This is a genomic window from Streptomyces sp. NPDC002386 (assembly GCF_053593175.1).
The window spans coordinates 877,488-897,577 of the sequence record NZ_JBSFBX010000001.1 but is presented as its reverse complement, the minus strand read 5'-3'; the positions used below and the strand labels follow the sequence as shown (position 1 = coordinate 897,577).

General features: G+C 72.8%; 13 protein-coding genes. 5 read left to right on the top strand and 8 right to left on the bottom strand.

Annotation, left to right across the window (positions count from 1 at the left end; translation table 11 throughout):
* Positions 1 to 262 precede the first annotated feature (262 nt).
* Both ACWCPN_RS04010 and ACWCPN_RS04005 read left to right on the top strand, forming a co-directional pair.
* On the top strand, positions 263 to 775 hold the full coding sequence (locus ACWCPN_RS04010) for a DUF6912 family protein (protein ID WP_451202238.1): 513 nt from the start codon (positions 263 to 265) through the stop codon (positions 773 to 775).
* Between the two features lie 43 nt (positions 776 to 818).
* The gene (locus ACWCPN_RS04005; RefSeq protein ID WP_199210767.1) at positions 819 to 1,484 is read left to right on the top strand and encodes an HAD family hydrolase; all 666 of its coding nucleotides are present in this window, start codon (positions 819 to 821) and stop codon (positions 1,482 to 1,484) included.
* Between the two features lie 46 nt (positions 1,485 to 1,530).
* Here the strand turns inward: ACWCPN_RS04005 and ACWCPN_RS04000 are convergent, their stop codons facing one another.
* Positions 1,531 to 2,097, bottom strand: coding sequence for a DJ-1/PfpI family protein (locus tag ACWCPN_RS04000; protein ID WP_199210766.1), 567 nt, complete (start codon positions 2,095 to 2,097; stop codon positions 1,531 to 1,533).
* Between the two features lie 643 nt (positions 2,098 to 2,740).
* Here ACWCPN_RS04000 and ACWCPN_RS03995 point away from each other — a divergent pair.
* Positions 2,741 to 7,690 carry an NAD-glutamate dehydrogenase gene (locus ACWCPN_RS03995; protein ID WP_451202236.1) on the top strand — a complete coding sequence of 1,650 codons (4,950 nt, stop codon included), beginning with the start codon at positions 2,741 to 2,743 and terminating at the stop codon, positions 7,688 to 7,690.
* Between the two features lie 251 nt (positions 7,691 to 7,941).
* Positions 7,942 to 9,339, top strand: a complete 1,398-nt coding sequence (locus tag ACWCPN_RS03990) for a hypothetical protein (RefSeq protein ID WP_451202290.1) — start codon at positions 7,942 to 7,944, stop codon at positions 9,337 to 9,339.
* Positions 9,340 to 9,430: 91 nt separating this feature from the next.
* On the opposite strand, the gene ACWCPN_RS03985 is transcribed toward ACWCPN_RS03990, so the two are convergent.
* The 4 genes from ACWCPN_RS03985 to ACWCPN_RS03970 form a co-directional block, all read right to left on the bottom strand.
* Positions 9,431 to 11,095, bottom strand: coding sequence for a glycosyltransferase family 2 protein (locus ACWCPN_RS03985; protein ID WP_451202235.1), 1,665 nt, complete (start codon positions 11,093 to 11,095; stop codon positions 9,431 to 9,433).
* Positions 11,092 to 13,287 carry a CDP-glycerol glycerophosphotransferase family protein gene (locus ACWCPN_RS03980; protein WP_451202234.1) on the bottom strand — a complete coding sequence of 732 codons (2,196 nt, stop codon included), beginning with the start codon at positions 13,285 to 13,287 and terminating at the stop codon, positions 11,092 to 11,094. Before ACWCPN_RS03980 ends, ACWCPN_RS03985 begins: the two co-directional genes overlap by 4 nt.
* 151 nt (positions 13,288 to 13,438) lie before the next feature.
* On the bottom strand, positions 13,439 to 14,299 hold the full coding sequence (locus ACWCPN_RS03975; protein WP_199210764.1) for an ABC transporter ATP-binding protein: 861 nt from the start codon (positions 14,297 to 14,299) through the stop codon (positions 13,439 to 13,441).
* Positions 14,292 to 15,200, bottom strand: a complete 909-nt coding sequence (locus tag ACWCPN_RS03970) for an ABC transporter permease (RefSeq protein WP_365126779.1) — start codon at positions 15,198 to 15,200, stop codon at positions 14,292 to 14,294. The genes ACWCPN_RS03975 and ACWCPN_RS03970 overlap by 8 nt, the downstream gene beginning before the upstream one ends.
* Positions 15,201 to 15,401: 201 nt before the next feature.
* Between ACWCPN_RS03970 and ACWCPN_RS03965 the strand changes: the two genes are divergently transcribed.
* On the top strand, positions 15,402 to 16,028 hold the full coding sequence (locus ACWCPN_RS03965) for a TetR/AcrR family transcriptional regulator (RefSeq protein ID WP_365126781.1): 627 nt from the start codon (positions 15,402 to 15,404) through the stop codon (positions 16,026 to 16,028).
* A 79-nt stretch (positions 16,029 to 16,107) separates the two neighbouring features.
* On the opposite strand, the gene galE is transcribed toward ACWCPN_RS03965, so the two are convergent.
* From galE to ACWCPN_RS03950, 3 genes are all read right to left on the bottom strand, one after another.
* A complete protein-coding gene (gene galE / locus ACWCPN_RS03960; protein ID WP_451202232.1) occupies positions 16,108 to 17,088 on the bottom strand; it encodes a UDP-glucose 4-epimerase GalE in 981 nt (326 codons plus the stop codon).
* Positions 17,089 to 17,150: 62 nt separating this feature from the next.
* Positions 17,151 to 18,761, bottom strand: coding sequence for a glycosyltransferase (locus ACWCPN_RS03955; protein ID WP_451202231.1), 1,611 nt, complete (start codon positions 18,759 to 18,761; stop codon positions 17,151 to 17,153).
* 43 nt (positions 18,762 to 18,804) lie between these two features.
* Positions 18,805 to 20,076 carry a glycosyltransferase 87 family protein gene (locus ACWCPN_RS03950; RefSeq protein ID WP_451202230.1) on the bottom strand — a complete coding sequence of 424 codons (1,272 nt, stop codon included), beginning with the start codon at positions 20,074 to 20,076 and terminating at the stop codon, positions 18,805 to 18,807.
* Positions 20,077 to 20,090: the final 14 nt, after the last annotated feature.

The window sequence follows — 20,090 nt, the reverse complement described above, 5'->3', positions numbered from 1 at the left end:
GTACCGGGCGGTAACTCGCTGGTGGGGATCTTGTACGGGGGCCGGGGCCGGCATCGCAAGGAACGTGGAGCGCGTGGCGGGGGCCGCGGAGGTTCACTTATCCGAGTGGCGCGGACCCCCGGAAATGCCGGGATCAGGCGGTGCGACCGGGTGAGGTGCGAGGCGCCGCGTGGACGCCGCGGGGGGTGTGGGCGGGGACTCGAAAGGGGACGGGCGCACGTATCCTGAAGGCCCGTCGACGACCAGGAAAGTGCGGCCAGCCATGCGCGTCTACGTCCCCCTGACCCTCCCCGGTCTCGCCGAGGCGCACAAGACGGGTGAGCTGGGGAGCGGCCCCCTCGTCGCCTACGGCGTCACGCCCGCGCTGCGCGAGTGGTACGTCTCCGACGACGTCGAGGAGCTGGAGTACGCGGCGCTCGGCCGGGCCGCGTTTGCCTCGCTGCGGCTGCTGGCGGGCGACTCCGGTGCCGACCGGCGCCGGGTCGTGGTCGCCGTCGACGTGGCCGACGGTGTCGTCACGGCGGACGCCGGCCAGGGGCCCGGACCGGCCGCGCTCGGCGAGGTGACGGTGACCGGCGCCGTGCCGCTGGCCAAGGCGGCCGCGGTGCACGTCGACGCCGGTGACGCGGAGGAGGACGTGGCGGCGGCCGCGGCGGCGCTGGAGGCGGCCGACGGCGGGGACGACGACGCGCAGTTCGTCGTCGACGGGGCCGAGGACCACGAGCTGCTCTGGTACGCCACCCAGGAGATTCCCGGCCTGGTGGACCGGGCCTAGGTGCCCCGCCTTGACTGTCAGTGGGTGCGGGTACGGTCTTTCCATGGGGATGCACGCAAGCGCGCACATCGTCTGGGACTGGAACGGAACCCTCTTCCACGACAATGACGCGATCATCGGGGCGACGAACGCGGCCTTCGCCGAGCTGGGGCTGGCGCCGATCACGCTGGAGCAGTACCGGGCGCTGTACTGCGTGCCGGTGCCGAAGTTCTACGAGCGGCTGCTCGGAAGGCTGCCCACGGACGCCGAGTGGGAGCTGATGGACGGCGTCTTCCACCGGTACTACACGGAGCACCGGGTGCGGTGCGGCCTCACCGAGGGCGCGGCCGAGCTGCTCGCCGGCTGGCGGTCCGACGGCAACAGCCAGTCGCTGCTGAGCATGTACGGCCACGAGGAGCTGGTGCCCCTGGTGCGGGGCCTCGGCATCGAGGCGCACTTCGTGCGGGTGGACGGGCGCACCGGACCGTCCGGCGGCAGCAAGGCCGAGCACATGGTGCGGCACCTGGAGGCGCTGACCGGGGTGCGGGCCGCGCGGACCGTGGTGATCGGCGACGCGGCGGACGACGCGGTGGCCGCGCGGCACGTGGGGGCCCGGGCGGTGCTGTACACCGGCGGGTCGCACAGCAGGGCCAGCCTGGAGGCAGTCGGCGTGCCGGTGGTGGACACGCTGGCCGAGGCGGTCGCGGAGGCGCAGCGAATAGCCGCGTGAGCGCGGCCGGCAGCGCCGGCGCCCCGCGCCCGCGGCCGGGCGGGCCTCACGTCACCGGGGCCTTGGTCCTCAGCACCGTCAGGAACTCCCGCATCCAGGCCGGGTGGTCCGGCCAGGCGCGGGCCGAGACCAGGGTGCCGTCGACCACCGTCTCGGTGTCCTCGAAATGGGCTCCGGCGGCCTGCATGTCGAGTTCCAGGGCGGGATAGGCGGTGACCCTCCGGCCGCTGAGACTGTCGACGGCGGCGGTGAGCAGAGGTCCGTGGCAGATCTGCGCGACCGGCTTGTCCGCGTCGAAGAACGCCTTGAGGATCTTGCGCAGCTCGGGATCGTTGCGCAGGTACTCGGGAGCGCGGCCGCCGGGGATCACGAGGGCCGCGTACTGGCCGGGGTCGACCTCGGCGAAGGCCAGGTCGGCGGGCCAGGTGTAACCGGGTTTCTCGGTGTAGGTGTCGAAGCCGGGCTCGAAGTCGTGGACCACGAAGCGGAGCGTCTTGCGGGTGGGAGCCGCGATGTGGACGTCGTAGCCTTCCTCGCGCAGGCGCTGGTACGGGTAGAGGACCTCCAGGGACTCCGCGGCGTCGCCGGTGATGATGAGGATCTTCGCGGGCATGTCGGCTCCTCCTGGGCGGGCACGGCCCCCCTGCACGGGGACGGGCGCTGTCCTGGGCAAGGTGCCCGTACCCGGCGCGCTTGCCAAGAGGGCCCGTCGCTTTCAGGGTGCGGCCCACCGCACCCCGACGCGACCCGGTACCCCCGCCCGGCGGTCTCGCGGCCCGGTGCCCGCACCGCGCCCGTGGCCGGATACGCCACTCGCCGTCGCCCCACCCCTGTGCAGAACGTCAAACTTCACCCCCCGGTTTTGTACACATACGGCTCATGACGACCCCCGGGTGAGGAGCGATAGCCTTGTGGCGTGATCAGCGCGATAGCTCGCGGGGGCAATGCCGCCCCTGCCCCGCGCCCGGGTTGCACGGAGCACCTCCGTGACCGGGCGGCGGTCGCTGGTCCTCGCGGGCGGGCCGGGGGCGCCGAAGCCCCCGGGATGCCGAGGACGGCCCAGGAGCCGGCGGCGCCGAGACCGGCGTCACATCCGGCGGGCGTGTCGAAAATGGCCGAATACCCCCCGCTCTTCTCACCTCGCGGCATAGCGTCGGATCGGACCGGACATCCCGGGCCGTGGCGTCGAGCCGGAGGGAAAGAGACCGTATTTCCTTCTACGTCACGCAACGGCGCGCGACAGGAGCCAGAGGACAATGCAGACCAAGCTGGACGAAGCCAAGGCCGAGCTGCTCGAACGAGCGGCCCGGGTAGCTGAGAACAGCCCGGTCGGGGGGCACCTACCGACCGGGACGACGGCGACGGGCAAGGGCACGGCCGGCACCCCCGACAGCGAGGCCGCGCACGCGTTCCTCCAGCGCTACTACCTGCACACCGCCCCGGAGGACCTGTCCGTCCGCGATCCGGACGACGTCTTCGGCGCCGCGGTGTCGCACCACCGGCTCGCCGAGAACCGGCCGCAGGGCACCGCCAACGTCCGCGTGCACACCCCGACGGTGGAGGAGAACGGCTGGACCTGCAGCCACACCGTCGTGGAGGTCGTCACCGACGACATGCCCTTCCTCGTCGACTCGGTCACCAACGAGCTGACCCGGCAGGGCCGCGGCATCCACGTCGTCATCCACCCGCAGTTCGTCGTCCGGCGCGACGTCACCGGCAAGCTGATCGAGGTCCTGCCGACCGCGCCCACCGGCGACCTCCCGCACGACGCGCACATCGAGTCCTGGATCCACGTCGAGATCGACCGGGAGACCGACCGCGCCGACCTGAAGCAGATCACCGCCGACCTGCTGCGCGTCCTGTCCGACGTCCGGGAGGCCGTCGAGGACTGGGAGAAGATGCGCGACGCGGCAGGCCGGATCGCCGACGGCCTGGAGAGCGAGCCGCTGCCGGGCGACCTGCCGCCCGCCGAGGCCGAGGAGGCCCGCGAGCTGCTGCGCTGGCTCTCCGCCGACCACTTCACCTTCCTCGGGTACCGCGAGTACGAGCTGCGCGGCGACGACTGCCTGGCCGCCGTGCCCGGCACCGGTCTCGGCATACTGCGCGCTGACCCGCACCACTCCGAGGACGACCAGCACCCCGTCAGCCCCTCCTTCGAGCGGCTGCCCGCCGACGCCCGCGCCAAGGCCCGCGAGCACAAGCTGCTCGTGCTGACCAAGGCCAACAGCCGCGCCACCGTGCACCGGCCGTCGTACCTGGACTACATCGGCGTCAAGAAGTTCGACGCGGACGGCAACGTCGTCGGCGAGCGCCGTTTCCTCGGCCTGTTCTCGTCCGCCGCCTACACCGAGTCGGTCCGCCGGGTCCCGGTCATCCGGCGCAAGGTCGACGAGGTCCTGCAGCGCGCCGGCTTCTCGCCGGAGAGCCACGACGGCCGCGACCTGCTCCAGATCCTGGAGACCTACCCGCGCGACGAGCTGTTCCAGACCCCGGTCGCCGAGCTGCAGTCCATCGCGACGAGCGTCCTGTACCTGCAGGAGCGCCGCCGGCTGCGGCTGTACCTGCGGCAGGACGAGTACGGCCGCTACTACTCCGCCCTGGTCTACCTCCCGCGCGACCGCTACACCACCGGCGTCCGGCTGCGGATCATCGACATCCTGAAGGAGGAGCTCGGCGGCATCAGCGTCGACTTCACCGCCTGGAACACCGAGTCGATCCTGTCCCGGCTGCACTTCGTCGTCCGGGTCCCGGCCGGCACCGAGCTGCCCCAGCTCTCGGACGCGGACAAGGAGCGCATCGAGGCCCGGCTGGTCGAGGCCGCACGCTCCTGGGCCGACGCGTTCGCCGAGGCGCTCAACGCCGAGCTGGGCGAGGAGCACGCCGCCGAACTGCTGCGCCGCTACAACAACGCCTTCACCGAGGGCTACAAGGCCGACCACAGCCCGCGCGCGGCCGTCGCCGACCTGGTCCACCTGGAGCGGCTCAGCGAGGAGAAGGGCCACAACTTCTCCCTCAGCCTGTACGAGCCGGTCGGCGCCGCCCCCGACGAGCGCCGCTTCAAGATCTACCGCAAGGGTGACTCGGTCTCCCTGTCCGCGGTCCTGCCGGTGCTCCAGCGGCTCGGCGTGGAGGTCGTGGACGAGCGGCCGTACGAGCTGCGCTGCGCGGACCGCACCACCGCCTGGATCTATGACTTCGGCCTGCGCATGCCGAAGTCGCCGACCGGTACCGACCACTTCGGTGACGACGCCCGCGAGCGCGTCCAGGAGGCCTTCGCCGCCACCTGGACCGGCAAGGCGGAGAACGACGGCTTCAACGCCCTCGTGCTGAGCGCCGGGCTGACCTGGCGGCAGGCCATGGTGCTGCGCGCGTACGCGAAGTACCTGCGGCAGGCCGGCTCCACCTTCAGCCAGGACTACATGGAGGACACCCTCCGCGACAACGTCCACACCACCCGGCTGCTCGTCTCCCTCTTCGAGGCGCGGATGTCCCCGGACCGGCAGAAGGCCGGTTCGGAGATCACCGACGCCCTGCTGGAGGAGCTGGACGCGGCCCTGGATCAGGTGGCGAGCCTCGACGAGGACCGCATCCTGCGTTCCTTCCTGACCGTCATCAAGGCCACCCTGCGCACGAACTTCTTCCAGGAGGCGCGGAGCGGGGAGCCGCACGACTACGTCTCCATGAAGTTCGACCCGCAGGCCATCCCGGACCTGCCCGCGCCGCGCCCGGCCTACGAGATCTGGGTGTACTCGCCGCGGGTGGAGGGCGTGCACCTGCGCTTCGGCAAGGTCGCCCGAGGTGGCCTGCGCTGGTCCGACCGCCGTGAGGACTTCCGCACCGAGATCCTCGGCCTGGTCAAGGCGCAGATGGTGAAGAACACCGTCATCGTGCCGGTCGGCGCCAAGGGCGGCTTCGTCGCCAAGCAGCTCCCGGACCCGAGCGTGGACCGGGACGCGTGGCTGGCCGAGGGCATCGCCAGCTACAAGACGTTCATCTCGGCGCTCCTCGACATCACCGACAACATGGTGGCCGGCGAGGTCGTCCCGCCGCAGGACGTCGTGCGGCACGACGGCGACGACACCTACCTGGTGGTCGCGGCCGACAAGGGCACGGCGACCTTCTCGGACATCGCCAACGAGGTCGCCGAGAAGTACCACTTCTGGCTCGGCGACGCCTTCGCCTCCGGCGGCTCGGCCGGTTACGACCACAAGGGCATGGGCATCACCGCGCGCGGTGCCTGGGAGTCCGTGAAGCGGCACTTCCGCGAGCTGGGCGTGGACACGCAGAGCGAGGACTTCACGGTCGTCGGCATCGGCGACATGTCCGGTGACGTGTTCGGCAACGGCATGCTGCTCTCCGAGCACATCCGCCTGATCGCCGCCTTCGACCACCGGCACATCTTCATCGACCCGAACCCGGACACGGCCGCCTCCTACGCCGAGCGCCGCCGCCTGTTCGACCTGCCCCGCTCGAGCTGGGCCGACTACAACACCGAGCTGCTGTCGGCGGGCGGCGGGATCTTCCCGCGCACCGCGAAGGCGATCACGCTCAACGCGCACATCCGGCAGGCCCTGGGCATCGAGGAGAAGATCTCCAAGATGACGCCGGCCGACCTGATGAAGGCGATCCTGCACAGCCCGGTGGACCTGCTGTGGAACGGCGGCATCGGCACGTACGTGAAGTCGTCGGCGGAGTCGAACGCCGACGTCGGCGACAAGGCCAACGACGCCATCCGCGTCGACGGCAGCGACCTGCGGGTCAAGGTCGTCGGCGAGGGCGGCAACCTGGGCCTGACCCAGCTCGGCCGCATCGAGTTCGCGCTGCACGGCGGCCGGATCAACACCGACGCGATCGACAACAGCGCCGGCGTGGACACCTCCGACCACGAGGTGAACATCAAGATCCTGCTCAACGGGCTGGTCACGGACGGCGACATGACCGTCAAGCAGCGCAACAAGCTACTCGCCGAGATGACCGACGAGGTCGGCAGCCTGGTGCTGCGCAACAACTACGCGCAGAACACGGCGATCGCCAACGCCCTCGCCCAGTCCAAGGACATGCTGCACGCGCAGCAGCGGTTCATCCGCCACATGGTCCGCGAGGGCCACCTCGACCGGGCGCTGGAGTTCCTGCCCACCGACCGCCAGATCCGCGAACGCCTCACCCAGGGTCAGGGCCTCACCGGCCCGGAGACGGCCGTGCTGCTGGCGTACACGAAGATCACGGTCGCCGAGGAGCTGCTGCACACCTCGCTGCCGGATGACCCGTACCTGCGCACCCTGCTGCACGCCTACTTCCCGACGGCGCTGCGCGAGCGGTTCCCGGACGGCATCGACGGCCACCCGCTGCACCGCGAGATCACCACCACCGTGCTGGTCAACGACACGGTCAACACGGGCGGTACGACGTATCTGCACCGGCTGCGCGAGGAGACCGGGGCCTCGCTGGAGGAGATCGTCCGCGCCCAGACCGCGGCCCGCGCGATCTTCTGCTCGGCGCCGGTGTGGGACGCGGTGGAGGAGCTGGACAACAAGGTCGAGGCCGCCGTCCAGACCCGCATCCGGCTGCACTCGCGCCGCCTGGTGGAGCGCGGCACCCGCTGGCTGCTCAACAACCGGCCGCAGCCGCTGCAGCTCGCCGAGACGGTGGACTTCTTCGCCGAGCGGGTCGAGCAGGTCTGGCAGCAGCTCCCGAAGCTGGTGCGGGGCGCGGACCAGGAGTGGTACCAGCACGTGTTCGACGAGCTGTCCGCCGCCGGTGTCCCGGACGAGCTGGCCACCCGCGTGGCCGGGTTCTCCTCCGCCTTCCCGGCGCTCGACATCGTCTCGGTGGCCGACCGTATGGGCAAGGAGCCGCTGGACGTCGCGGAGGTGTACTACGACCTCGGCGACCGGCTCGGCATCACCCAACTCATGGACCGCATCATCGAGCTGCCCCGCAACGACCGCTGGCAGTCCATGGCCCGCGCGGCGATCCGCGAGGACCTGTACGCGGCACACGCCGCGCTGACCGCCGACGTCCTGGCCGTCGGCGACGGCACCTCAACGCCGGAGCAGCGCTTCGAGCTGTGGGAGCAGAAGAACGCCGCCCTGCTCGCCCGCGCGCGCACCACCCTGGTGGAGATCCGCGGTTCCGACGAGTTCGACCTCGCCAACCTGTCGGTGGCGATGCGGACGATGCGGACGCTGCTGCGCTCGCACTCGTAGTCAGGCGGCGGCCGTACGGCCGCAGCGGGCGCCCCGGGCCGGTAGAGGCCCGGGGCGCCCGCTTTCCGCCCCTCGGCCGAATGCGTAGGTTTCGGGCGTTCAGGACATTTCCGATAGGGTCTGGGACTGTGACAGCGACCTCACCGAGAAACGCCCGGCTGCGGTCGCGCGGGTTGCGGGCCGCGCCGAACGGCGCCGCACGGACCGGGCGGGCGCTGCCACCGGTCCTCGCCGCGCTCGTGCTGGTCCTGATGCTCCTGGTGATCGTCCGTCTGCCCTGGGCGGGCGATCTCGGCATGCACGCGGCGACCGTGCAACGGCTGCGGCACAGCCCGCTGCACCCGGGGAACCCGCTGGTCGACGCCGACACGCCCAGCCCGTACTACTCGCCCTGGATGCTGCTGCTGGGCTGTCTCGCCCGGGTGACCGGCCTGTCGGTGTTCAACGTGCTGCGGGTCGGCGCGCTCGTCGGACTGGGGCTGCTGGCCACCGGGGTGTGGCGCTACGTCCGTACCCTCAGCGCGCACCGCGCGGCGCCCGCCCTGGCGTTCCTGTGCCTGGTCCTGCTGTGGGGTCCGCTCCTGTTCAACTGGAGCGGCTTCCTCGGGCTCAACTCCCTCGCGCTGACGGTGGCGTACCCGAGCGTCCTCGCCCTCGGGCTGTCGTTCCACTTCTGGGCGTGGCTCACCCGGGCGCTGCGCGCCGGGGCCGGCTGGGGCGGGTGGCTCGGCCTGGGCGCGCTCTGGGCGCTGATCCTGCTGTGCCACCAGTTCACCGGGGTGGTGGCGTCCCTCGGGGCGCTGGCCACGGTGATCGCCGCACGGCCGGGCCGCGCCGGGCTGCCCCGGCTCGGCGCGGCGGTCGCCCTCGGCCTGGTGCTGCTGTGGGCATGGCCGTACTACGACTTCTTCGCGCTGTTCTCCGCGGGCACCGGTCTGGAGGCGATCCACCGGTCGCTGTACGGGCACCTGGCCGGGCGGTTCGGGCTGGTCCTGCTCGGGGTGGCGGCCCTCGGGGCGCGGTGGCGCCGGGACCGCCGCGATCCCCTGGTGCTGTTCTTCGCGCTCGGCGCGCTGGTGTTCGCGGCGGGCGGCCTGACCGGGCACTACTCGTGGGGACGGGCGCTGCCCGCCGCGCTGATCCCGGCCCAGCTCGCGGCCGCGCTGGAAGCGGTGTCGGCGGGGCGGCGGGCGGTGCGGGCCGGGTGGGCCGGTGCGCTGGGCGCCGCGCTGCTGGTGGGGGCGTGGACGCAGGTGGGGACGCTCGGGTACGTGGCCGGCCGGGACGCGCTGCCGGGCCCGGTCGCGGCGAGGTACCGGACGCCCTGGGCCGGATACCACTGGGTCACGCCCTGGGTGCGGTACGGGGACGTGGTGATGGCGCGCACGACGGCCTCGCGGCAGCTTCCGGCGTACGGCGCGTACACCGTGGCTCCCGGCTATCCGGATGTGTTCCTGCCGTCGGCGGGGGCGCGGGAGGCCGCCGAGCGGCGGTACTTCTCGACGGGGACGGCTGCCTCCGTACGGCGGGGTGTGCTGCGGGAGTACGGCGTGCGGTGGGTGGTCGGAGTCCGGGGGGACGCCGAGCCGTGGCTGCGGAGGGTCGCCGGCGGGCCCGGGGGACAGGTGTTGTACGAGGTGCCGCGGTGAGCGGTGTCGTCCGGGTGCGCGGTGCCGGTGGCCGGGCGGGGGGGGTGCCGCTTGCCCCGCCCGCGGGGCGCGGGCGGGGGCATCGCGTCGGCTACCGCATGAGGCTCGCCGCCAAGCGGGCCGCGTTGCGGAGTCTGGGGTGGGCGAGCCTGCGGGTCAGGGGGCGGATCACGTGGGCCGTCAGGGACCGCGGGCGCCAGCGGATCTGCAGGCGGCCGGGGTTGCGGCCCTCGGGTTCGATGGTCAGTTCGTGGGCCGTGAGACCGGCACGGTGGTCGACCCGGGCCCGCGCCGAGGGGAAGTCCAGGGGCGCCAGGAGCAGGCCCGAGTTGGCCAGCCCCTGTTGTGACAGGCGGAGCAGCGGGTGGCGTACGCCGTCGAAGCCCTGTACGGGCAGCGGTGCCGTCGCCAGGTCCAGCCGGGCCCGGCCCTCGAAGACACCCGGACGCACCGGGTCGAGCCGGAACGGGACCGTCAGACGGCGCCGGCCGGGGCTCAGCACCAGGCTCGCGCGCTGCGGTCCCACCGGGAGCCGCAGGCCGGGGTCGAACGTGCGGATGGTGAGGTCGAGACAGGCGCCGGGGCCCCGGGTCAGCTCGGTGATCTCGTGGCGGAACTGGGCGCTGGTGAACGGCCTGGTGTCCAGCTCCAGGTCGGAGACGTCCAGTTCGCGGCGGCCCCGGTCGGTCGCGGGGAGCGTGCCGCCCCAGTAGGTGCCGCCGGAGGCGTCGGCGGTGACCTGCCGCGGGGCCACGTTGTGGCCGAGGCCGCGCGCCGCGAGCCGGACGTCGGACAGCCGGCCGGCGCGCAGCAGCTCGAGCACCACCCGTTCCGGGCGGGGCAGGCGGACGAAGGCGCCGTCCGCGAGCGTGTCCAGATACGGGTTCATGATCTCCGCGAACTCCCCGAGCCACGCGTCGTCCCGGTACGGCAGGTCGCCCGCGTACATCCGGAAGTCGTGCTTGAGGAACTTGTAGTCCTTGTCCTCGCGGAGCACCGCGTGCCCGCTCTCCACGAGGAAGTCGTCGATCAGGCGCTGGACGTGCACCCGGTCGCGGACGTTGGAGATCTTGTGACGCTGGTTGGAGATGGACGCCGCCGCCTGCGCGGCGAACGGCTCGATGTACCAGACGTACACCGGGTCCGGGATGATCGTGAACGCCTTGGCCAGGCAGTAGGCCTGGGCCGAGAACAGCTGGTCCTCGTAGTGGATGCCCTCGGGGAAGCGGAGCCCGTGGCGGTCCAGGAACGCCCGGGAGTACATCTTGCTCGTCGACAGGTGCTCGAACAGCAGCCGCGGGTCGGCCTCGATGCCGTCCAGCGTGCGGCGTTCGGCGACCAGGTGCGGCATCCAGGTCGAGCGGCGCCCGTTGTCCACCCGTACCCGCCGCACCGCGCCCATGGCGAAGTCCACCTCGCGCTCGCGGTGCGCGGCGAGCAGCGACTCAACGGCGCGGGGCGGGAGTTCGTCGTCGCTGTCCAGGAACATCAGGTACGGCGCCCGGGCGATCTCGATGGCCCGGTTGCGCGGCGCGCTGCAACCGCCGCTGTTCCGCGGCAGGCGGAGGTAGCGGATGCGGTGGTCCCGCGCGGCCAGCTCCCGTGCCACGGCGGGCGTGTCGTCGGTGGAGTGGTCGTCGCTGATGACGATCTCGATGTTGGCGTGGGTCTGGGCGCGCAGGGAGGCGACCGCGCGGGGGAGACGGGCCGCGTCGTTGAAGACGATGACGGTGACCGTGACGTCGGGGAGCGTCATGCGCCGGCCTCCTCGGGGCTGGGGGCGGGGGTTCGTCTCTCCAGTGGGATCACCGGGGGCAGCGCCTCCTCGGGTTCGCCGAGGAAGACCCGCCGTACGACCCGCTCGGCGGCGTGTCCGTCGTCGTACTCGCAGAACCGGCGCCGGAAGGCGGCCCGCGCCTTCGCCGCGCTCTCGTCGCGCCAGGCGCCCGAGGTGAGGATCTCGGTCAGCTCCTCCTGGGTGCGGGCGACCTGGCCCGGGTGGTCCGCCATCAGGTCGAAGTAGACGCCCCGGGTGGTGCGGTACGTCTCCCAGTCGTCGGCGTGGATCACGATCGGCCGGTCCAGGTTGGCGTAGTCGAACATGATCGACGAGTAGTCCGTGACCAGTGCGTCGGCGGCCAGGCACAGCTCCTCGACCGGGTCGTAGGAGGAGACGTCGATGATCCGGCCGGACCGGCGCAGCCCGGTGAGCGGGGAGGCGGCGCCGCCGTAGAAGTAGTGCGCGCGGACCAGCAGGACCGTGTCGTCGCCGAGCCGGTCGGCCAGGGCGGCGAGGTCGAGCCGGGGGGTGAAGCCGGCCTCGTAGTCGCGGTGGGTGGGGGCGTAGAGGACGGCGGTCGCGCCGGGGGCGATACCGAGCCGCTCGCGGGCGGCGCGGACCTCGGCGGCCCCGCTCGTGTAGAAGACGTCGTTGCGCGGATAGCCGTGGTCCAGCGAGGTGTAGCGGGCCGGGTACGCGCGCTCCCACATTCGGGTGGAGTGGCTGTTGGCGCTGACGCTGTAGTCCCACTTGTCGACGCGGGCCAGCAGGGCGGCGAAGTCCAGGCCCTTGGCGGCGGCCGGGTGGTCGCGCTGGTCCAGGCCCATGCGCTTGAGCGGGGTGCCGTGGTGGGTCTGGAGATGGATCGCCTCGGGACGCTTGACCACCGCGTTGGGGAAGTTGACGTTGTTCGTCAGGTACTTGGCGGTGGCCAGCGTCTCCCAGTAGCGGCGGGTGCCGGGGACCACGTGGTCGGTGCCGGGCGGCAGCAGGGCCGCGTTCTCCTTGTTCACCACCCACACCCGGCGGACGTGCGGAGCGAGTTCGGCGAGCCGGGCGGCGATCGCGGCCGGGTTGCAGGCGACCCCGCGCTCCCAGTAGGCGGCGAACACGGCCAGTTCCGGGTCGACCGGGCGGTTCAGCGCCCTGCGGTACTGCTGCTCGCGGAGTCTCGTGCCCAGCTGCCGCTTGCGGTCGCGTACCGTCTTCCGGGCCGCGCGCCGGGTGCGGTTGGCGGCCTGGAAGGCGCGGTACCGCGTGTACGCGCCGTCCTCCAGCAGCGTGTGCCGGACGCCCTCCAGGCCCGCCGGGCGGCGGTGGTTCTCGGGGCGCCAGCGGACCGCGGCCAGCGAGGCCCGGCGGAAGAACTCGCGGGCCACCGGCTCGGGCAGGTCCTCCCGGGCGAAGGTGCGCAGCAGGTCGCGGACCATCAGGTCGTACAGCACCGCGCGGGCCGCGCGACGGTCCCGGGTGAGCGGGAGCAGGGACTCGTAGCGGTCGATGAGCGCGTACCGGTCCTCGGGGGCGAGGGGCGGCAGACTCTCGGGGCGCAGCCGGCGGTCGTCGTACGCGACCTGGTTCAGGCAGGCGACGCGGCCGGCGCGCAGCAGGGCCGCGAGGGCCGCGTACGGCTCGTCGTCCCCTGTGAGCAGGTCCTGGTGCGCCCGCCAGAACCCGGCGCGCAGGGCGCGGGTGCCGAGCAGCGGGGCGAGGCGGAGCAGGTCGGCCGCGTCGTCCAGGGCCAGATCGGCGCGGCCGGCGGCGGCGAGGTGGCGGCCGCCGGCGGACGGGGCCGCGGCGGTCCGCCAGGTGGTGGTGACGTGGTCGAAGAGGAGTACGTCGACCGTGTCGTCCAGCTCCGCGGCGCGCTCGGCGACCATCCGGGACGCCCCGGCGGGCAGACCGTCCTTGGCGTGCACGAAGTGCAGCCAGCGGCCGGACGCGCGGGCCGCCCCGGCCGCCCGGGCCGCCCCGTCACCGGTGCCCTCCGGCAGCGGCACCACGACCGTCTCCGGGGCGTACTCCTCGGCCGTCTCCCGGGCCCAGTCGCCGACCGCCGCGACGATCACCTCGATGTCCGGGAGTGGACGGGTCTCCAGCGCGGCCAGCAGCTCCGTCAGATGCCCCTGGGTGTTCGGCCCGTGGACGATGACGCTGAGGTGAGGCATCGCGGAGGCTCCTTGGCTCGCCGTCTCTGTGGGCACCTTTCATAACATACTGTCACTAGCTGTATGAAAAGGATAACCACGCCCGGGGCAAGAGCGGCCGCGGAGCGCGGGCCCACAGGAAGAACGAGCCTCCGGCGGCCGGGTTGCGGCCTTACGGCGTCGCGGCGGGCGCCTTGGGCGCCGCCTTCTTCGCCGGCTTCCGGGCCGGCTTGTCGCTCTTGTCGCCGGTGAAGGCCTCGTACTCCTTGAGGACGTCCTCCGTGGCGCCGTCCATTCGCAGCTCACCGCGCTCCAGCCACAGCACCCGCTCGCAGGTGTCCCGGATCGACTTGTTGTTGTGGCTGACCAGGAAGACCGTGCCCGCGTGCTTGCGCAGCTCGCGGATGCGGGCTTCGGAGCGCTTCTGGAAGGAGCGGTCGCCGGTCGCCAGGGCCTCGTCGATCAGCAGGACGTCGTGGTCCTTGGCGGCGGCGATGGAGAAGCGCAGCCGGGCCGCCATGCCGGAGGAATAGGTCCGCATCGGAAGGGTGATGAAGTCGCCCTTCTCGTTGATCCCGGAGAATTCGACGATCTCCTGGTAGCGCTGCCTGACCTCCTCCCGGGACATGCCCATGGCCAGTCCGCCGAGGTGGACGTTGCGCTCGCCGGTCAGGTCGTTCATCAGCGCCGCGTTGACGCCGAGGAGCGAGGGCTGTCCGTCGGTGTAGATGTGCCCGTTCTCCACGGGCAGCAGGCCGGCGACCGCCTTCAGCAGCGTCGACTTGCCGGAGCCGTTGGTGCCGATGAGGCCGATCGCCTCACCCTTGTAGGCGACGAACGACACCTTCTTGACCGCGTGCACCTTGCGCACGCCCGCCGCCTTCTCGGTCTGCCGCCGCCGCATGATGCGGTTGAGGGCGGCGGTCGCCGTGCCGCGCCCCGCGCCGGTGCCGTTGACCCGGTAGACGATGTCGACCCGGTCGGCGACGACGGTGGGGATCTGCTCGCTGGTGGTCCCGGTCTGCTCAGCCACGGCCGTAGGTCTCCTCAGCCTTCCAGAAGTAGATGAAGCCGCCGACCCCGGCGAGCAGGGCCCAGCCCGTCGCGACCGCCCACACGTGCGGCGGCAGGGTGTGGAAGCTGTCGATCAGCGCGAACCGCATCAGGTCGATGTAGACGGCGGCCGGGTTCAGCTCCAGCAGCAGCTTGACGACGTGCGGCAGGTGATCGTTCTTGTCGATCTTGTCGATGCTCCACATCACGCCGGACACGTACATCCAGGTCCGCAGCACGAACGGCATGAGCTGCGCGATGTCGGGGGTCTTCGCGCCCAGGCGGGCCACGGCCATCGACACGCCGGCGTTGAAGGTGAACTGGAGCACCAGGGCGGGGAGCGCGAGCACCCAGGAGGCGGCGACCGGGACGCCGAAGCAGAGCAGGATGACGACCAGCGCGGCCATCGAGAACAGCAGCTGCTGCAGCTGCTGGAGCGCGAAGGAGATCGGCAGCGCGGCGCGCGGGAAGTGCAGGGCGCGTACCAGGCCGAGGTTGCCCGCGATGGCCCGGGTGCCCGCCATGATCGAGCTCTGCGTGAACGTCCAGATGAACACGCCCGTGACCAGGAACGGCACGTAGTCGGGCACGTTGTGCTTGGTGCCGAGCAGTACGCCGAAGATGAAGTAGTAGACCGCCGCGTTCAGCAGCGGGGTCATGACCTGCCAGACCTGGCCGAGCTTCGCCTGGCTGTACTGGGCGGTGAGCTTGGCGGTGGCGAAGGCGGTGATGAAGTGGCGGCGCGCCCACAGCTGGCGTACGTACACCGGCAGGGAGGGGCGGGCGCCGCTGACCGACAGGCCGTGCCGGGCGGCGAGCGCCGCGAGATCGTCCTCGGCCGGGACCTGGGTCGGGGGCGGTGTGTGGAGGACCTGACTCACATCCGCTGCTTTCGCTCGGGGGAGGGGGGTGCGTCCGGCGGTCGCCGGGCCTGGGTGGTCCCCGTCCGTCGTCCGCCGTTTCCTTACGCTTCTCTTCACGTTCTCTTACGTCGGGACGGGACCGTATCGTCGCAACGTGAGAGTAGAACCATCGAACGTCGGAACGCAACCGTTTCGTCGTAACGCCCTATGCTGGTCCGTATGACGACGAACGCCGACGAGACCCCGAAGCGTCCGCGCCGCCGGGCCCCCGCCGGGGCCGCCGTGCTCCGGGAGGACGTGACCGAGGCCATCCGGGCGGCCGTCTTCGAGGAGCTGGCGGCCGTCGGGTACGCCAGGATGTCCATCGAGGGGATCGCGCGGCGCGCGGGCGTCGGCAAGACGGCGGTGTACCGCAGGTGGCGTTCCAAGCTGCACCTGGTGCTGGACGTGGTCTCGGCGCTGGCCGTGCTGGGACTCCCGGTCCCGGACACCGGCTCGCTGGAGGGCGACCTCCGCCTGCTCTACGGCATCACGTCCCGTGCCCTGCGCCACCCCGTGGCCTCGCAGATCATCCCGGACCTCCAGGCGGAGGCGGCCCGCAGTCCGGAGATCGCCGAGGCGCTGCAGAAGGCGGTGCGGGACGGCCAGGACTCGGTGGCCAGCAAGATCGTGGCCGCGGCGGAGCGGCGCGGGGAGGTGCGGTCCGGAGTGGACACCGACCTCGCCCTGGACCTGATCTCCGGGCCCCTCTACTGGCGCTCGGTGGTCATCCGTTCCCCCAGGCTCCCGAAGAACTACCTGGACACCCTGGCCCGCGCCACCGCGGCGGCCCTCGCCGCACTGTGACGGGGCCGCCGGGCGACGGCCGGACGTACGGGGCCGAGGAGGCCGGCGGGCGCCGGAACCCCGGGCGCACAGCAGCGTTCTAGGAGCGCGCCGCCTCCGGGTGCAGGTGCGTCCAGCCCTCCCAGGCCGAGGCGATCATGTCCTGGACGTCGCGCTTGGCCCGCCAGCCCAGTTCGGTGCCGATGCGGTCGGCGGAGCCCACCACGCGGGCCGGGTCGCCGGGGCGGCGGACGGTGACGGTCGGGGGGCGGTCGTAGCCGGTGACCGCGTTGACGCGGTCGATCACCTCCCGGACGGACACGCCCTCCCCGCGGCCGATGTTGAGGGTCAGGTCGCGGCCCGGGTCGGAGCGCAGGGCGCGGGCGACCGTCACATGGGCCTCGGCCAGGTCGGACACGTGGATGTAGTCGCGGACGCAGGTGCCGTCGGGGGTCGGGTAGTCGTCGCCGAAGATCCGCGGGGGCGCGCCCTCGGTGAGCTTCTCGAAGATCATGGGGACGAGGTTGGAGACGCTCGCGTCGGCCAGGGCGGGGGCGGCCGCGCCCGCCACGTTGAAGTAGCGCAGGGAGGCGGTCGCGAGACCGGTGGCCCGTCCCGTCGCGCGGACCAGCCACTCGCCGGCGAGCTTGGTCTCGCCGTAGGGGGAGAGCGGGAGGCAGGGGGTCTCCTCCGTGACCAGGTCCACGTCCGGCATGCCGTACACCGCGGCGGACGACGAGAACACGAAGGCCGCCACCTCGGCCGCGACCGCCGCCTCCAGCAGGACGCGCAGGCCCTCCACGTTCTCCCGGTAGTACCGCAGCGGGTGCTCCACCGACTCGCCCACCTGCTTCTTGGCCGCCAGGTGGACGACGCCGGTGACCTCGTGCGCGGCGAGCGTACGGGCCACGGTCCCGCCGTCCAGGATCGAACCCCGTACCAGGGGTACGTCGTCCGGCACGCGCTCCGCCATCCCGGTGGACAGGTCGTCGTAGACCACCGTCCGCTCGCCCGCCTCGGCCATCGCGCGGACGACGTGCGCCCCGATGTAACCGGCGCCGCCGGTGATCAGCCAGGTCATTGCGGCCGTCCCCTCGTCAGTGGCCGGCCGGTGGCGGCCGGCGGCTCTTGGTCCCGTGGTGGTCAGTGAAGCAGGCGGCGCAGCCGGTTGCGGGCCACCGCCATGACTCCGTGTGCGCCGGTCGCCACGCGCAGTGCCAGGGCGCCGGAGTGGGTGGCGTACGGCTGGACCAGCAGCACGCCGTGCCGGGCGCTCGGGACGACGCGCCGGCGCAGCCGGCCGGCGCCCGCGAGGGCGTGCGCGGTGACCTCGCGGTCCGTGCCGTCCGCGAACCGCACGGTCAGGCGCAGGTCCCAGGTGCCGGCCCCGAGCGCGGCCGGGTCGGCGGGCACCTCGGCCGTCCAGCGCGCCGCCCCCGCGGGCGCCAGGGACGTCGTGACGCGCTGGGCCGTGTGCCCGTCCTGCCGGGACCGCCACTCCACGTCCAGCTCCCGCGGTCCGGCCGCGGCCAGCCGTCCGTACAGCTCGTGCAGCCGCAGACGCAGCCGGGTGTCCCGCGCGCGCGGGCGCAGCTCCGCGTCCAGCGCGAGGGGCAGGACACCGGCGGGCCGGGTGAGGAGAGGCGCGAGGGTGACCTGCGGCAGTTCGGGGGACCAGACGGGTGTGCCGTCGGCCGAGCGGGCGTAGGGCGGGAGCAGCCGGGCCGGGCGGGCGGCGAGTTCCCTCAGACGGGGCAGGTCGCACGGCTCGGGCGACTCCAGGACGACCCGGCCGAGGAGCCGTCCGGGGGCCGCCGGGTTGAGCTCCCAGTCGGCCGCGTCGTAGCGCGCCAGGTACTCGCGGGTGTGCGCCCACCACGCGCGCCGGTAGTGCGCGTCGCGCAAGCCCAGTTCGCGCGCGTACATGCGCAGCTCGTGGTCGAGGAACTTGGCCCGCGCGGCGCGCGCCAGCACCTTCTGCCCGGCGCTCAGCAGGATGTCGTACGCCAGCGCGCACGCCTCCGTGCGCGCCCGCCAGTTGCCGATGTCCTCACGGGCGAGGGAGAGCGAGAGCCGCTCGGCCGACCGGCGCACGTGCCACACGTACACGCGGTCCGGCACGAGCGCGACGCGCGGCGCGGCGGCCAGCACGCGGGCGGTGAAGACGAAGTCCTCGTAGAGGAAGCGGCCTTCGGGGAAGCGGACGCCGTGCTCGCGCAGGAAGCCGGTCCGGTACAGCTTGTTGACGCACAGGGTGTCGTGGACGAGACGGGGGCGCTGGGAGGGGCGCGCGAGGACGGCGGGCGCCGTGTAGAGCGCCGCCTGCCACGGCTGTTCGCGCCCCGAGGGCAGCTCCCGGCGCACGCAGAGCCCGCCCGCGACCTCGGCGCGCGCCTCGGTGGCGGCCGTCAGCAGCGCGTCCACCGCACCGGGCGGCAGCACGTCGTCGCTGTCGAGGAACATCACGTACGGCATCGTCACCGCGTCGATCCCGGCGTTGCGCGGGCTGCCGCAGCCGCCGCTGTTCGCGCTCCGGCGCACCACCCGCAGCCGTGGCTCCCCGGCGGCCAGTCTCTCCAGCAGTTCGCCGCTGCCGTCCGTCGAGCAGTCGTCCACGGCGATCACCTCGCCGACGGCCGGCCCCTGGTCGAGCGCCGAGCGCACGGCGTCGCCGACGTGGGCGGCGTCGTCGTAGCCGATGACGACGACACCGACCTGGGGTGGCGGGTGCGGTTCTCGCGGTTCAGTACTCATGGGATCCACGGGCTGGAAACGTAGGAAAGTCTGTATTACCCCGTTACAGGCCGCTCAGTGCTCGATCGGGGAGGCGGTCGGAATCCGGGCGGAGCCGTACCGGGGGAGCGGGCTCTCCGGCGGGCGGCCGGGCCGAGCGCCACAGCCGGACGAAGGACAGCACGGCCGCCGCCGCCAGCAGCGCGTTGCGGGCCAGCATCAGCAGACAGCCGGTCCAGGTGCCGCCCACCACCTCGCGGTAGAGCATCGGGTAGGCCAGCGAACTGAGCGCGCTCGCCGCGAGCAGCAGCACGGCCACCGGGCGCTGGCTGGTGTGCCGGGAGGCCAGGCACACGGCGGCCAGGCCCAGCAGCCAGATCAGGTACTGCGGGCTGATGACCCGGCTGGTCACGGTGAACAGCAGCACCGCGGCGAGCGCGGCGTCGTACGGGGTGGCCGGGCTCCAGTGCCGCGCCCGCAGCCGCCACAGCACCAGCAGCCCGAACGCGGCCGCCGTGAGCGCGAGGGAGACCGTGGCCACGGCGTGCACATACGGGCCGACCAGCTCGATCGCGCCGTACTGGTAGCGGGTCCGGCCGGGCCAGCCGGCGTGGCGCGCCAGGTTGAGCGCGGTGCCGCCGAGCGACTCGATCTGCACGCCCCGCCCGCCCTGTCCCCGCAGGAACGCCAGCGGATCGCTGAACGAGGCGGCGAGAAGGGCGAACCCCAGTCCGCCGCCGGCCGCCGCCCACCCCCACGCCCGGCGGGTCGCGTCCCCCCGGGGCATGCCCAGCAGCACCAGCGCCGGCCACACCTTCACCAGCGCGCCCAGCGCCCCGAGGAAACCGCCCGCGCGCGGCGAGCGACCCGACGCCAGCAGGGCGGCCACCGCGAGCGCGGTCACCTGCACGTCGTACCGGGCGAGCGGGATGTGCAGCAGCAGCGGCAGCCCGCAGGTCCACAGGGACGCTCCCAGCAGGCTCCCGCCGGGCCGCGCCGCCGCCCGGACCAGGGCCGCCGCGATGAGCGCGTCCGCGGCCAGCGCCAGTGCCACGAACGACTGGAAGTACGTGAGCCACGGCAGCGCACCCGGCGCCAGCAGCACCACGCCCGCGCCCGGCGGGTACTGCCAGGTGCTGTCGTGGGCCGGGAAGGCGCCGTGCGACAGCACGCCGTACCAGTGGAAGTACAGACGCCACACCTCGCGCGGCACGGCGCCCCCGCCCAGCAGGGGCGAGCTGTCGTGCGTGAGCAGCCACGACATCAGGGCGCGGGTGACGAGCCAGACGGCGGTGAGAGCGAGGACCGGGCCGGGGGTGACACGGAGACGGTTCATCACGCGGGAGCCTA